A 12,915-nucleotide genomic window follows, 5' to 3' on the forward strand; every position below is an offset into this window, starting at 1 on the left:
TTCAAGTTACATGACGCGACAGGCAAACCCTTTCAGATACAGTCCTTCCGGGTAGGTAGCAATCACGGGGTGATCGGCTGCCTGACGGAACTGCTCTATAAATTGTACATCACGGCCAGCATCTATTGCGGCATCGGCGATGATTTTCTGAAATAAATCTGTGGTCATCAGGCCGGAGCAGGAGAAGGTGAGCAGAACTCCGCCCGGGTTCAGCAGCTGGATGGCCAGCATGTTGATATCTTTATACCCACGGCAGGCGCCCATCAGTTGGCTTTTGTTTTCCACAAACTTTGGCGGATCCATCACGATGACGTCGAACTTCTCGCCCTGGTCGCGGTATTTACGCAGCAGCTTGAAGACGTCGTCGCGTATAAATTCGGCTTTGCTCAGATCCAGTTTGTTCAGCTCGACGTTTTGTTTTGCCACGTCCAGCGCTTCCTGTGAGGTATCCACGCTGACCACCTGGGCACAGCCGCCCATCAGCGCCGAAACGGCGAAACCACCGGTGTAGGAGAAGCAGTTGAGCACGCGTTTGTCGGCAACGTACTGACGCGTAGCCAGACGACTGTCGCGCTGGTCGAGGTAATAACCCGTTTTGTGCCCGCCCTGAATATCCACCAGCAGCTTCATGCCGTGCTCTTCAATCGGCAGCAGGGCAGGCGGCAGTTCACCTGTGACCGGACCCTGCGTCAGCTCCATGCCCTCTTTTTTGCGCACCGCCACATCGCTGCGGTCGTAAATGGCGCACTGCGGGAACAGCGTTTGCAGGGCGCTAATCAGCGCAGCGCGCTGGTATTCCGCCCCGGCGCTCAGAAGCTGTAGCACCAGGAAGTTACCGAAGCGATCGATGGTCACGCCCGGCAGACCGTCAGATTCACCGGCAATCAGGCGGTAGCTGTCCAGCCCGTCGCGTTTTGCCAGCCACTCACGCCACTGCTGCGCCTGCTGCAGACGACGCACGAAGAAGTCGATGTCGATGGTTTCGTCTTTATCGAAGGTCCAGACGCGGGCACGGATCTGGGACGCTGGCGAGTAGGCGCCTCGCGCTAACCATTTCCCCTGGTGGTCCACGATATCAATGGTTTCACCGAGGCTGGCTTTGCCTTCCATACGGGCAACCGCGCCGGAAAAGACCCAGGGATGACGGCGCAGTAATGATTTCTCGCGCCCTTTGGCTAACACTAAACGTACACTCATAATTTGCTGTTCTGTCGATTTCAGGGAAATGGCGCGTAGAGTAGCACATCAAAACGGATCAGAGCTTGTTGAAATCATTTTCTGTTGTTCCTGATCGCGTCGCACATAAAATAATCAAAGCGATGGAGTAATTAAGCTCGTTACCGTTAAAAAGCCGGAGGGAATCAAAATGGATATTGCGTTACTAAATAAGGGAAGAAACAGGGCATGGTCTGAGACCATGGTTAATCTGGAGGCGCGTAAGCTCGTTGATACAGCCAACCAGTTATCAGCCTTCTACCTTCAGGACGGGCTTTGTCGTATCAAGTTTGTAGAAGAAATAAAACAGGTCGTTGAAAAGGAGTTTGCAACAGCGCGTCGTGCCAGAACAGATGAAGAATGTATGGTTTGCATCAAGAATCTTCGAGCTGAAACGGAAAATCTTCGTGAGCAAGAGCATCTGCTAAGAACCCGCGCCGCGCAGCTTTATGCAAAAGTCGAGTTTGTCAGGGAAAATAATAAAATTGTCGGATATGTCATTTCGGCAGTGAATGTTGTGCTATCAGGCGTCGTTTTGTTTGGTGGATTTGTGATGTTATCCACTATGGGGCCGATAGGCATGTTTGCAGGAGCTGTCCTTATTGCTGATGGAATTAACGGGTTGACCCGGGAAGTACTCAACTTTGATCTACCAGCAGGACAAAAACCTTCACAGGGAATGATTGCTGATACCGTTATGGAAACAGCTCAGTTTATGGGGTTCAGTCCCAACTCAGGATTGGCTTTTTATAACGGTGTTACTCTTGGTGCCAGTGTCTATAGTATCGCTGGACTAGCCCGAAAAACGGGAGCGTGGAGATTGTTTCGATGGCTTCCACACGATTACTATCGCAAAGTCAGTACGATGGGCGCGCCTAAACTCACGATGAAGATTGTCGGATATGGCGTTAAAGCCAAGGTCATTTTTGATCTGATAACAACAGATAACGGAACCCGTTAATCTCTGGTGCTTTTTCGGTAACGCCAGGATTTATACGACAGTACAGGAGGCTGTGCGAGAGTCATAATGCTTACCCCTATGATAATCGCCAGCCCCCACGCCAATGCTTTGAGAGGTGAACTGAAAACGACAAGTATAATCAGGATCGTGAAGCATACACTGGCTACCCAAAGTAAGGTATTAAATCGACGGGCGAGATCGTAAATCGCCTCTTCAAGCGTTCCACCGTATCTCTCAACGTTATTTTTTATCTTCTGCAAGTCAGACAGTGTGAAACCAGAACGCAACAGAGCTTCATCAGTGACATTCATATCGTTTTCCTTTCACGCAAAAAATCCCATTTACTGTTTATACACGTACATACTCACGGTGCGTAGAGTAGCACATTCAGCAAGGCGCAATCATCTGCGGATGCCGTTGAGCGTTTCGGCACAAAATCAAATCGCTTAGGCACATTGAGGCATTGTTGCGTGCTTTATCTTAGGGCTTCCGGTTCAGCAAAGGAAATACCCATGAAAAAGCGCAGTGTCATCACAATAGCCGCTCTGACGGCAATGAGTTTTCAGGTTTTCGCAGCAACGTCTTTCAGCATGACCAGCCGGGATATTTCCGGCGATCGGCGGTTAACGTTACCGCAGGTGTTTGAGGGATTTGGCTGCCACGGTGGGAATACCTCACCGCAGCTGGTGTGGGAAAATCCGCCTGCGGGTACGAAAAGTTTTGCCATTACGGTCTATGACCCGGATGCGCCTACCGGCAGCGGCTGGTGGCACTGGACCGTAGCCAACATTCCCGCGAAGACAATGACGCTGCCCGCTGGTGCCGGTAACCCAAATGGCGAAAAATTACCTGCTGGCGCTGTGCAGGGGCGTAATGATTTCGGTTATTCTGGATTCGGCGGCGCATGTCCCCCTACCGGGGACAAGCCTCACCGCTATCAGATGACCGTCTGGGCGCTGGACGTGGATAAACTGCCCATCGACAAAAATGCCAGCGGCGCGCTGGTCGGTTTTATGCTCAATAGTCACGTTCTGGCAAAGGCTCAGTTAACAGCAACCTACAGCAGATAAGGATGGCGGGGTGCAGGAGTTCCATTTTCGACATAAACATCTCACGGCGGGTGAAGTGAGTGCCAGCAAAATGCATCGCCTGCACCAGGTTAAGCTCTTTTTCCCGGCGATTTGCCATATCACTCACGGCAGTAAGGTGATTGTGCAGGACGATAACCGCCTGGTGGCCACCCGGGATGAACTCATCATTATCCCTGCCAATACGGCAATGGAGATCATCAATCAGCCTGCAAACGGTCTGTTTCACTCGGACTTGCTGATGTTATCGCCGGAAATCGTTGCCGAGTTTAAAGCGCATTACCTGAAATCCTGGCCGCGCATGACGTTACATTCGCTCTGTGCTCCGCTGAGCGAGGGGCTGGCGTTTATGTGGGATAACCTGCTGCACGCCGTGCGTCAGGAGTTACCGGAGGCGTTGCAAAAACATCAGGCCTTCGGTCTGTTGCTGGCATTGCTGCATGACGGCGTGGCAGGTCCGCTGCTTATTGAGCGAAACAATAACCTGACCGAGCAGGTGCGACAGTTCATCATGCTGTCGCCCGCCAGAGCCTGGACCGCGCAGGATGTCGCCAGCCGTCTCGCATTAAGCGTGCCGACGCTGCGCAGGCGGTTACGCGAGGAGTCACAGAGTTTTCGCCAGATTGTGGAGGAGGTGAGGATGGGCGTTGCGCTGTCACAGTTACAGTCAACCCGATTACCGATCGGCGAAATCGCATTACAATGTGGGTATCTGTCCAGCTCTCGTTTCACCGCCCGTTTTCGGCAACACTACGGCTGTTTGCCGAAAACGCTACGTTAAGGAGAAGAAGAATGTCAAAAGTCTGCACTATTGCCTGGGTTCACGGCCTCGTTCAGGGCGTCGGGTTCCGCTACAGCACCCAGCGCGAGGCTGTTCAGCTTGGGCTAACGGGATACGCGCGCAACATGGATGACGGCAGCGTTGAGGTGGTCGCCTGCGGCGAAGCGGAGCAGGTCGACAAGCTGGTGGCGTGGCTAAAGGCGGGCGGGCCGCGCAGCGCGCGGGTTGATAAGGTGCTAACGGAACCGCATCAACCCGGCCGGGAGTACGTTAACTTCGGTATTCGCTACTAAATGCACTTCACCGGTTTAGGCAGGCCGGCAATTTTGGTGGCCTGTTTTGCCGGGCCTTTCGGGAACAGACGATAGAGATAGCGGCTGTTGCCTTTCTCTTCACCGAACTTATTGGCCATCGCCTTGACCAGCATGCGGATGGCCGGAGAGGTGTTGAATTCAAGGTAGAACTCGCGGACAAAACGCACCACTTCCCAGTGTTCGGGGGAGAGGGTAATGCCTTCGTTTTCCGCAATTTTCTCCGCCAGCGGTTCGCTCCAGAGCGTCGTATCTTTCAGATAGCCTTCGCTATCGGTCTCAATTTCCTGGCCTGCAAAAATGAACATAATCTTCTGTCGTAGGTGAAAAATCGGCGACAGTGTAGCAAAAAAGCGGGCTCAGGATAAACCGTGACCTACAGGAGCAGCTGAAGCAGGTTGTTGGCATTGAGCTTCTTCAGCGCGTTGCATTTATGGGTTGAAACCTGTTTCTCCGACATGTGCGTCACGATGGCAATGTGGCGGACCGGCAACCCGGTCAGCATCAGATCGAGCACGTTGAATTCAGGAACGGTCAGGCAACAGTCCAGGCTTCGAACGCGACGCGGCTCTTTTGCCAGCAAATACGCCGCATCGGCAACGGCGATCCTGTCGTCGATGATATAAAGCGTTAGCGTACCGAAACGCTTGCGTAAATGCGTCGCCAGCGCCCACCCCTTTTCGTTGCAGACCAGATAAAGGCTGCCTTTCCAGCGGGCGGCTTCCAGCCTGAGCAAAATGTTGATCAGCGCCTGATGCGTCGCCGCCACGGAAAAACGGCAGCGGACGACCACCACGCGACGGGTAAGCAGCGTTGGCTGCCACTGTACGGTATCGCTTATGACCTCTGGCTGGACGCCCCGACGCAGCAGCGCATAGCGCAACCCTTCGGCGTAAAATCGATTATTGTCGAGAATGGCGTAACTCACGGTGACCTCGTTATAACGTGCTGGGCGTATAGATAACGCGCAGCGTGCCGGTATAGTCGCCTGCGTTTTTGCTGCTGGCGGCAAACGCAGGGGTTTTCAGGATAATAGGGGCAGGAATGCACAGTACGCTTTCGCGTCCGCCCGGCAGCACGACCTGACGCAGAAACTGCGGATCGTTAGTGCCCTGCCAGACCAGGGTTTTACCGTTCGCGACCGTTTCGGTTGCGCCTGTGATGGGATTAGTGACGGAGACCCGATAATCGAGTCGATCCCGCGCGTCGGTCTGGCTTCCACCGCGCCGCCTGATAGAAAACGCCCCTTCGGCACGCCCCTCTGAGGGAAGCCCGTCATCCTCAAAGCGCAGATAGGCGCGGGTGCTGGTGCTGTTTTTGCCGTCGTACAGGCACATATCCAGCGTGTTTTCCCCCTGGATCTCGCTGCCCCCGGGGCGCCCCGGGAAGTTGGTCAGGTTGAGGTTAACGATGGGCGTGGAGTGCGGAAAGGCCGGCAGATAGATCTGCTGGTTTCCTGGGTCGACTACCTCAATGCGAATATTGGCCTGCCATTTGGCGATGGTGAGATAGCCAGGACAGCCGACATTCACGTCATTGAAGTTCCCGCCGCAGTCGGCGCTTCCCCACTGGCGCAGGTTCTGCTTCAGCGTGGCGGTCCAGATCCCCGGCAGGGCGAGCTTATCCAGTTCGCTTTTCACGATATAGAAATCGAAGTAGGGCTCTCTGTTCCAGGCTGAGACGTCGACCGTTCCTCCTGTCACGAAGCTGGCGAAAGTAAACACTTTATTGTTGATAAACATGTAGTGATCGCCATACACCTTGATATCCACCGTCTTGCTGGTGAGGGCATGCGTAAAACGCAAGTTGATGGCATAAGGCGCAGCTGGGTTCGCCGAGAACCAGACCGGGGCGTTCATGCAGGCGCCGTTCGTGGTGTCAGTCCGGGACTCACAGGTCAGGGTGTTACGCCCCCACTTTTGCGGATCGGCGGGGTCATAACCACCCGATTCATGAAACCAGATGTCAAAACGCGCAGGCGGTGCCATACGATCGAAGCTGATCCCAACGCTGGAGTTTCGTCCCGCGGGAGCGCCCGCCAGCGTCTGGCCGGCCCACAGGCTTAATAACAGTAAAATAAAGAGGCACTTAATCACATCATTTCCCTTTAGTGAGGCTATCGGTATTCATGGCTGTCGGGCCAGCAGGGACCGACCGTCCGGCCAGCATCAGCTGCGCCTGCTGCTGGACAGCATCCGGCAGGGCGGAGAAGGTTAATTCCTTACAGGGAATCGAACCGACGTAACGCACGACGTCGCGCATACTCTTCACGTTCAGCGCGCACTGATAAAATTGCTGCTGACGCACCAGGTAGAGGTTATGCAGCAGGGCGTCGCTTTGCGCGCTAAACCCGCCGTTGCCAAGGTCGCTCCAGCCGTTCACGTTCAGCGGCACGCCGCCGATAAACGGCGAATGGTGCTCGTCGGTTAACTGGCCAAGCCAGGTGTAGCTTGCGGTCGTTTGCACGTCCCGGCGCAGCAGTTTGCCTGGCACCATAAACAGCGTTCTGCTGCCTGACCCTTGCGTGATTTCACTGCTGGCTCCCCGGGAGACGTCCAGCGATTCGTTAATCGTCAACGTCGTCTGCTGATAGCCCGGTACCGCGAAGAGGGCGCGGCTATTGCCCGGAATGTCTGCGCTCCCGCTGTTATCCAGCGACACGGCGACGCGCGGATCCTGAGCATCTTCCGGCGTCGCCACGTTCACCGCGACGGCGGAAGCAGGGCGACCGTCGCTCCAGCGGCCCAGCCACAGGCCAGAGCGGGACAGCGCGAGCGTTGAGCTGTAGTTGCCGCTGCTGCTCAGCGTATGGCGACGATCCTGACGATCCCAGGCGTCGCTGACGGTCAGGCTTCCGTTGCCATATCGTCCTCCCTGGCGCGTATAGGCTGAGGTATTCAGCGAGTCGCTGTTAATGCCCGACGCGCTGAGGCCGTACTCATTTTCACCGCGGGCATCGGCATACCAGTTATGCGCCACGCTGTAGCTCAGCTGGTTTTTTTCACGCTGCTGGTGCTGCCATGTCGCGCCCAGAGAGGTGTAGCTTGAGGCATCACCCTGACGGTTATGCGCCATGGACAGGCTCACGCTCAGGTAGCCGCCTTTATCCCTGCCGTCGCGGGCGTCATCGTTACGCATAAACAGGTTAATGCTGCTGTTAATGTTCAGGCCTCGGGTGCTAAAGGCATTGCTCAGGCCAGCCTGCCAGGCCCGCGTGCGCGAGCGGGTCATATAGACCGATTCCCACGGCAGACCCGCATCGTGGCGATTGTCACTGTTCGGCAGTTCCCGGCGTGAAACGTACCGGCCTTCGTTGCGGTTATCTGAATACCCCAGGCTCGCATACCAGGCGCCGACCGGGACGGAGAACATCACCGAGAGGGTGCGATAACAGCCATTCACGGCGTCAAATCCCGCGCTTTGGGTGTTGCAGTTTTCAGCGGATAACGCGTTGCGATAGACGCTCAAAGAAAAACCGTCGTTGTAGCTGATTTGCTGAATATTGCCGCGCTGGCCTTCGCTGCCGTAGAGGTAGCTAAACCGGGTACTCAGCACGCCATCGATCGGGCCCGCGTTGAAGCCCCGGCTCCAGTCGAGCGCGTTCTCCAGGAAACGCTGGTTTTTCTTGAACGTTGCGCCGCTGGTCAGCGCCAGCGTCGGGGTCACGGGCAGACGAACGCCCGCCTGCGCAACCGCGCGGCGTTCTTCGTTTTGATCGCTGTTGTCGGTTTCGCCCGCCTGCAGGAACCACTCGACGCGGTCAAATGGCGTAATGCCGGTTCGGGTAAACGGCACCTGCTCGGTGCGCGTCAGCCGGTTATTTTCATAGATGGAGAGCGTCACGGTGTAGCTCCCGTCCGGGAACGAACGCGTGTCCAGGGTTTGCGCCCCGGCATTCAGATAGAAGCTCGCCAGTAGCTGATTTCCCCGGCGGGCATCGATACGCGCATCATGGGAAAGCAGCACGGTAACAGGGGTTCCCTTCGACTGCTGAACCGGGTTCATCCATGCTCGTGTTGAACCCGTGCGCAGGCCGCGAATTTTGCCCAGCGGCAGCTGGCTGAGGTTGATATTTCCGCCCGCGTTACTGAACAGATCGCGGGTATCCATCTCACCTAACTGGACATAGTACTGACGCAGGATATCCTGGCGGAACCAGGCGTTGTTGACGGTGACCTCCTGCTGCTGCTGGTGCCGTGAACGCTGCCCCAGCCAGGTCCAGTCGAGATTCACATAGCCGTCATGGGTGAGCGCCAGCGCGCCGTTGCCCTGCACGGTTGCCGACTGATAATCCCTGTCGGCCACGAAGTTAATGTTCTGCTGATGGATCAGCGCATTTTCGGTGCCCTGAGTGGGCTGATACCATTGATTCTCTGCCGTCTGCTTAGGTAGATATTTCTTGTCCAGGAATAGGTTAATGCGGGCGTTATTCTCGTCATAAATAATGGCCGCGCGGTCGGTATTGATGTAATCACAGCCCGTTGCGGAGCCGTTACTGCTGCAGGCCAGGTTGCCGTTACGGGCAAGCGGAACGGCCAGCGCGGCAGACACGGTGGCAACGAGGGATGGGTCGTCATTAAACCGGCGTTTGATGGCCGCTACCACGGTTTCAGGTGCGACAAAGCTGACCGTTTCAAGCGTGATATCCGTTTCAAAAAGGCCCAGCGCCTCGCCGTAGAGGTTCACCTCTGTCCACAGGCGCTGCGTCTTCGCCAGGTCTTCAAAACCTGGCGGGACGGCCATCCCTGCGCAGGCGAGTTGGATGGAAGCGGGTAACAAAGCAACAAAGAGGAGGGTATTTCTGTGAAACGCCATGAACGAGCCTCGACATCATCCTGACGTCAGAGGGTGAGCACCCTCTGACGTTATTCCTTAGGTGCTGTGGTGTTACGCACCGCCTTCCGTGGTCGTCGCCTGCGTCAGCATCAGGCTGACAACGCCGCTGTACTGACCGGTTTTCAGAATGCCTTTGGTGGTCTGGGAAATGGTCAGCGGCAGTACCGCTGAACCGTTTTCAATGCTGCCCGGGAACAGTTCGGCGCCGGTATATTCCACATCTGCGGTAGAGAGGGTTTTATCACCCAGAATCACCGTCATTGGGATGGTCTCAGCACCGTCGGCATTCGCCAGCTTCGCGGCGCTTACCAGACGGACTTTTACGTTGCTGGTCGCGGAGTTAGACCACACCTTGGTATTCAGACGGTAGCTTTCCAGGCCACGGCCAGGCAGGTACTGCATATCGATGCTTGCCGGCAGCGGCGTGTTATCGGCCTGGGTCATATCCAGCTGTGAATCAACGCTGGCGTTGACGGTAATATCTTTTTGAATCGCCAGCGCGTTAACGGACGTGGTCATCGCGGCAACAATCATCAGAGGTTTAAAATACTTACGCATTGATATCTCCATATTTACAAATGAGCACCCTGGCTCTTTAAACAAACCCTTTGGGGTCTTTACGGTAACGTCGTGTTATTGCACGACGGGTAAATCAGCTTCTTCAGCGGTTTTATTCAGCCAGTTGAAGTAGCGGAATTTATATTTCTGGCCTTGTGCCTTCGCGAGCGTTTTTAATTTCCGTTCGGTATCCGGATAAATCGTCGCGTCTTCTTTAATCCATCTGCACGACGAATCCGCATCACAAATACCGATCTCTCTCAGCGGCACGCGCAACGTGCCGTTGTTTTTTAACGTTCCCCTCTGAGGGTCAATCGACAGAGAAACCACGCTTTTTTCCGGTGCGAGATGGATCAGGGCGCCCCAGATTACATTGACGCCCAGTCTTGCCGTCGCAGCAGGGCTTTCTGCCTTGCCCGGAATAATGCTGTCAGGCTGCTTGACCCCTTCAAAATAGACGCGCCAGGTCGTCTCTTTTTCCGGGGGCGTAAGCGATACCAGGCGAACCACGCGCATTGCGCCTGCCGCAAGGGCGAATTTTTCCGGCGTGACAACAACGCCACCCTCTTTCCACGACGCCACATCAATCTCTTTTTCCAGGGCCGTGCCGGGATTAAGAATTTTCTTTTGCCTCACCCGAATGAACTGAATATCATCCGTTTTTGACGCCACCTTAATTTGCGCCGCACCGGACTTATCCACGTTAAGTTCCATGGGATACACGCTCATATTGGCCAGTGCCATTTCCGGGAAAAATGGCAATGACAGCGCGGCGACATAAAAGGCGGTTGTGACGCTCACTCTTTTTTTCTGTTTCACGATCAAGTCTGCCTGCTCTGAGTTTAAAGGCGGCGCGTTAACACCAGGACACCGTCTGCTTTCGTATCGCTTCAGGGCAGGGAAACTTTAACCAGAACAGCGGCTTGTGAAAATTTGTATTAATTAACTCGTTATATACAGTTTTTTATCCTGATTTTCTGGCTTTAAGGTTGTATAGTTAAGCGAAAATACCGCGACCAGGGATGGAGAGAAAATTCCTTCTGATGAAAAAATAAGCAAGTCAGGAGGGGGTTTTCATGTCGATGTACCAGGGATTAAAAAGCATGCGGTAACAGCCGAGAATAAAAGATGTTTTTTATATGCAATAATTCGTTGTTATTTGATCCTGAAGCACATGCAATAAGTCTTGTTGGGCAACCGGAATCTGTATTAACGCTTTCGGCCCCCGCCGTTCGCCTTTTACAGGAATTTATTAAGCACAAAGGGCACGACCTGAGTCGGGAGGAATTGATTACCCGCGTGTGGGAGGAGTTTGGCTTTACGCCATCGGGAAATAATCTCAATAAAGCGGTGAGCGAATTACGTAAAAGCTTCCAGGCACTGGGAGAGGGGTACGAATTTATCGTAACCGTACCCCGTTATGGGTTTCGTTTTGAGGCCGATGTGATTTTTCAGCCCGGAGAGTGTATTCAACCCGCCGAACCGCAGCCTCCGTCTGCAGCGAAAGTGGAAAAGCCACAACGCGCTTCCCTGAAAAGGTGGGGGATGCCGGCCGTATTGATTATTGCTGCATTGGGGGCGAGCTTCTACTTTAGCCGGCAGCAGGGGATATTCGTTCCGGCGAAACTCATGCCGGTTAAGGAGAAAATCGCGCATTGTCGTCTCTGGATTATCAACGATCACGGAAGACCGCTGGTGTTATCGAAATTAGCGGCGCAGCTGGCGGCCAATAACGTGGCGTGCGAACGTGAGGAGTACGACATTTATTATTTCAGCGCCCGTTTTTCTATTGCCGCCGCAGATGAGGTGTTCATTGGCGCCTGCCCGGTCAGTCAATCCAGCCTGTGCAAAACCATCCGTTATAAAAGCGGGGCACAAAAATGAAAATAAAACTTCTTTTTGGGCTGGGTGGTGCATTGGTGGGCAGTGCCCTGGCGCTGTTTTACTATTCCGGCTGTGTGTTTAAAAAGGATGTGCTGGCCTGCAGCACCGAATTTAACTTTACGCGCAATGAGGGAAAAGCCAGCGAAGTGAAGGTCAATACTGTTGCCCAGTTCTATTTTCATCGGGACGGTACCGGAGTGACCACCTATAAAGGCGCGGCAAGGGCTGACGGGCAAAATCTGATCGTTGACAGGGACGTGGACTTTACCTGGCAGCAGCGGGACGATGATAACGTCATTGTGTTGAGCTACACCGAAACCTGGCGTCGACACAACGACAATACGCCCGACGCCCAGTGGGGGAGCTTTGCCAGTCCGACCGCACGCTACTATCTCACCATCTCTGAACTCTCGCCTTCCGTGTGGCTGATTCAGGACCGGCGCTATCCGACCTATATTTGCCGGGGTGAGTAGGGCATAAAAAAAGGAGAATGCCGGGGCATTCTCCTTTTTCGTATCGGTTGTGCTTAATCGCGGCTGGCGAAGCCCAGGATGCTCAGCAGGCTGACGAAGATGTTGTACAGCGACACATACAGGCTCACGGTGGCGCGAATATAGTTCGTTTCACCGCCGCGAATGATGTTGCTGGTTTCAAACAGGATCGCGCCGGAAGAAATCAGAATAAACACGGCGCTGATCGCCAGATGCAGGGCAGGCAGCTGCAGGAAGATGTTGGCCACCATACCCACCAGCACCACCACAACACCCGCCATCAGCATGCCGCCGAGGAAGGACATGTCCTTACGGGTGGTCAGCACGTAGGCCGAGCAGCAGAAGAACACCAGTGCGGTACCGCCCAGCGCCATACCGATAAGGTCACCCATACCGGCTGACAGATACGCGTTCAGCATCGGTCCCAGGATGTAGCCCAGGAAGCCGGTGAAGGCGAACGCGGACAGAATACCGACCGGTTTGTCAGCGGTTTTGTAGGTCAGAAACATCAAACCATACATACCCACCAGGGTCAGAATCAACCCCGGAGACGGCAGCATCAGCACGGTGCTGGCGGTGGCGGTGATCGCGGAAAACGCCAGCGTCAGGCTGAGCATGAAATAGGTATTGCGCAGCACCTTGTGGGTGCTGAGTAGCGATGTGCGGTCGCGTGAGGAAGTAATTATACGATCCATGAGTCACTCTCTTATGACAGATGTAATTAACGGAAAGAATAGGAAACGGCGCGTCACTCTCAAAGTGGTTTTACCCATCTTTACTCAGCAGGTTA

15 protein-coding genes are annotated in these 12,915 nt (G+C 54.6%); 6 read left to right on the forward strand and 9 right to left on the reverse strand.

Annotated features, from left to right (window positions below):
• Positions 1–6: 6 nt before the first annotated feature.
• Positions 7–1,197 (reverse strand): 23S rRNA (cytosine(1962)-C(5))-methyltransferase RlmI, encoded by a 1,191-nt coding sequence (gene rlmI, locus ACMGGU_RS05920; protein ID WP_045908360.1) that lies wholly within the window; start codon positions 1,195–1,197, stop codon positions 7–9.
• Between the two features lie 169 nt (positions 1,198–1,366).
• Here rlmI and ACMGGU_RS05925 point away from each other — a divergent pair, with 169 nt between their 5' ends.
• The gene (locus tag ACMGGU_RS05925; protein ID WP_048027254.1) at positions 1,367–2,176 is read left to right on the forward strand and encodes a DUF4225 domain-containing protein; all 810 of its coding nucleotides are present in this window, start codon (positions 1,367–1,369) and stop codon (positions 2,174–2,176) included.
• On the opposite strand, the gene ACMGGU_RS05930 is transcribed toward ACMGGU_RS05925, so the two are convergent.
• Positions 2,173–2,487: a hypothetical protein gene (locus ACMGGU_RS05930; protein ID WP_047071946.1), complete on the reverse strand. Its 315-nt coding sequence runs from the start codon at positions 2,485–2,487 to the stop codon at positions 2,173–2,175. The genes ACMGGU_RS05925 and ACMGGU_RS05930 overlap by 4 nt on opposite strands.
• 201 nt (positions 2,488–2,688) lie before the next feature.
• Between ACMGGU_RS05930 and ACMGGU_RS05935 the strand changes: the two genes are divergently transcribed.
• The 3 genes from ACMGGU_RS05935 to yccX are packed head-to-tail and all read left to right on the forward strand — an operon-like array spanning position 2,689 to position 4,338.
• The gene (locus ACMGGU_RS05935; RefSeq protein ID WP_395299935.1) at positions 2,689–3,246 is read left to right on the forward strand and encodes a kinase inhibitor; all 558 of its coding nucleotides are present in this window, start codon (positions 2,689–2,691) and stop codon (positions 3,244–3,246) included.
• 10 nt (positions 3,247–3,256) lie between these two features.
• On the forward strand, positions 3,257–4,045 hold the full coding sequence (locus ACMGGU_RS05940) for an AraC family transcriptional regulator (protein ID WP_262801897.1): 789 nt from the start codon (positions 3,257–3,259) through the stop codon (positions 4,043–4,045).
• 11 nt (positions 4,046–4,056) lie between these two features.
• Positions 4,057–4,338, forward strand: coding sequence for an acylphosphatase (gene yccX / locus ACMGGU_RS05945; protein WP_196346086.1), 282 nt, complete (start codon positions 4,057–4,059; stop codon positions 4,336–4,338).
• Here the strand turns inward: yccX and tusE are convergent.
• The 6 genes from tusE to ACMGGU_RS05975 all read right to left on the reverse strand — a co-directional run bounded on the left by tusE (position 4,335) and on the right by ACMGGU_RS05975 (position 10,551).
• A complete protein-coding gene (gene tusE / locus ACMGGU_RS05950; protein WP_008499913.1) occupies positions 4,335–4,664 on the reverse strand; it encodes a sulfurtransferase TusE in 330 nt (109 codons plus the stop codon). The genes yccX and tusE overlap by 4 nt on opposite strands.
• A 68-nt stretch (positions 4,665–4,732) precedes the next feature.
• Positions 4,733–5,284, reverse strand: a complete 552-nt coding sequence (locus tag ACMGGU_RS05955; protein ID WP_023617861.1) for a LuxR C-terminal-related transcriptional regulator — start codon at positions 5,282–5,284, stop codon at positions 4,733–4,735.
• A gap of 10 nt (positions 5,285–5,294) precedes the next feature.
• Positions 5,295–6,452: a CfaE/CblD family pilus tip adhesin gene (locus tag ACMGGU_RS05960; protein ID WP_395299936.1), complete on the reverse strand. Its 1,158-nt coding sequence runs from the start codon at positions 6,450–6,452 to the stop codon at positions 5,295–5,297.
• Between the two features lies 1 nt (position 6,453).
• The gene (locus tag ACMGGU_RS05965; RefSeq protein WP_420300325.1) at positions 6,454–9,171 is read right to left on the reverse strand and encodes a TcfC E-set like domain-containing protein; all 2,718 of its coding nucleotides are present in this window, start codon (positions 9,169–9,171) and stop codon (positions 6,454–6,456) included.
• Positions 9,172–9,243: 72 nt separating this feature from the next.
• Complete coding sequence (locus ACMGGU_RS05970) at positions 9,244–9,750, reverse strand: CS1 type fimbrial major subunit (RefSeq protein ID WP_045908356.1); 507 nt, start codon at positions 9,748–9,750, stop codon at positions 9,244–9,246.
• A 75-nt stretch (positions 9,751–9,825) separates the two neighbouring features.
• A complete protein-coding gene (locus tag ACMGGU_RS05975; RefSeq protein WP_231597078.1) occupies positions 9,826–10,551 on the reverse strand; it encodes a fimbrial protein in 726 nt (241 codons plus the stop codon).
• Positions 10,552–10,878: 327 nt separating this feature from the next.
• On the opposite strand from ACMGGU_RS05975, the gene ACMGGU_RS05980 reads away from it, so the two are divergent.
• Positions 10,879–11,634, forward strand: a complete 756-nt coding sequence (locus ACMGGU_RS05980; protein ID WP_395299938.1) for a winged helix-turn-helix domain-containing protein — start codon at positions 10,879–10,881, stop codon at positions 11,632–11,634.
• Positions 11,631–12,107, forward strand: a complete 477-nt coding sequence (locus tag ACMGGU_RS05985) for a hypothetical protein (protein ID WP_045908354.1) — start codon at positions 11,631–11,633, stop codon at positions 12,105–12,107. The genes ACMGGU_RS05980 and ACMGGU_RS05985 overlap by 4 nt, the downstream gene beginning before the upstream one ends.
• Positions 12,108–12,160: 53 nt before the next feature.
• Here ACMGGU_RS05985 and yccA read toward each other — a convergent pair whose 3' ends face one another.
• Positions 12,161–12,820, reverse strand: a complete 660-nt coding sequence (gene yccA / locus ACMGGU_RS05990) for an FtsH protease modulator YccA (RefSeq protein WP_023335168.1) — start codon at positions 12,818–12,820, stop codon at positions 12,161–12,163.
• Positions 12,821–12,915 lie beyond the last annotated feature (95 nt).

This window comes from Enterobacter sp. BNK-8, from assembly GCF_048685095.1.
In the GTDB taxonomy this organism is placed as follows: Bacteria; Pseudomonadota; Gammaproteobacteria; order Enterobacterales; family Enterobacteriaceae; genus Enterobacter; species Enterobacter quasiroggenkampii.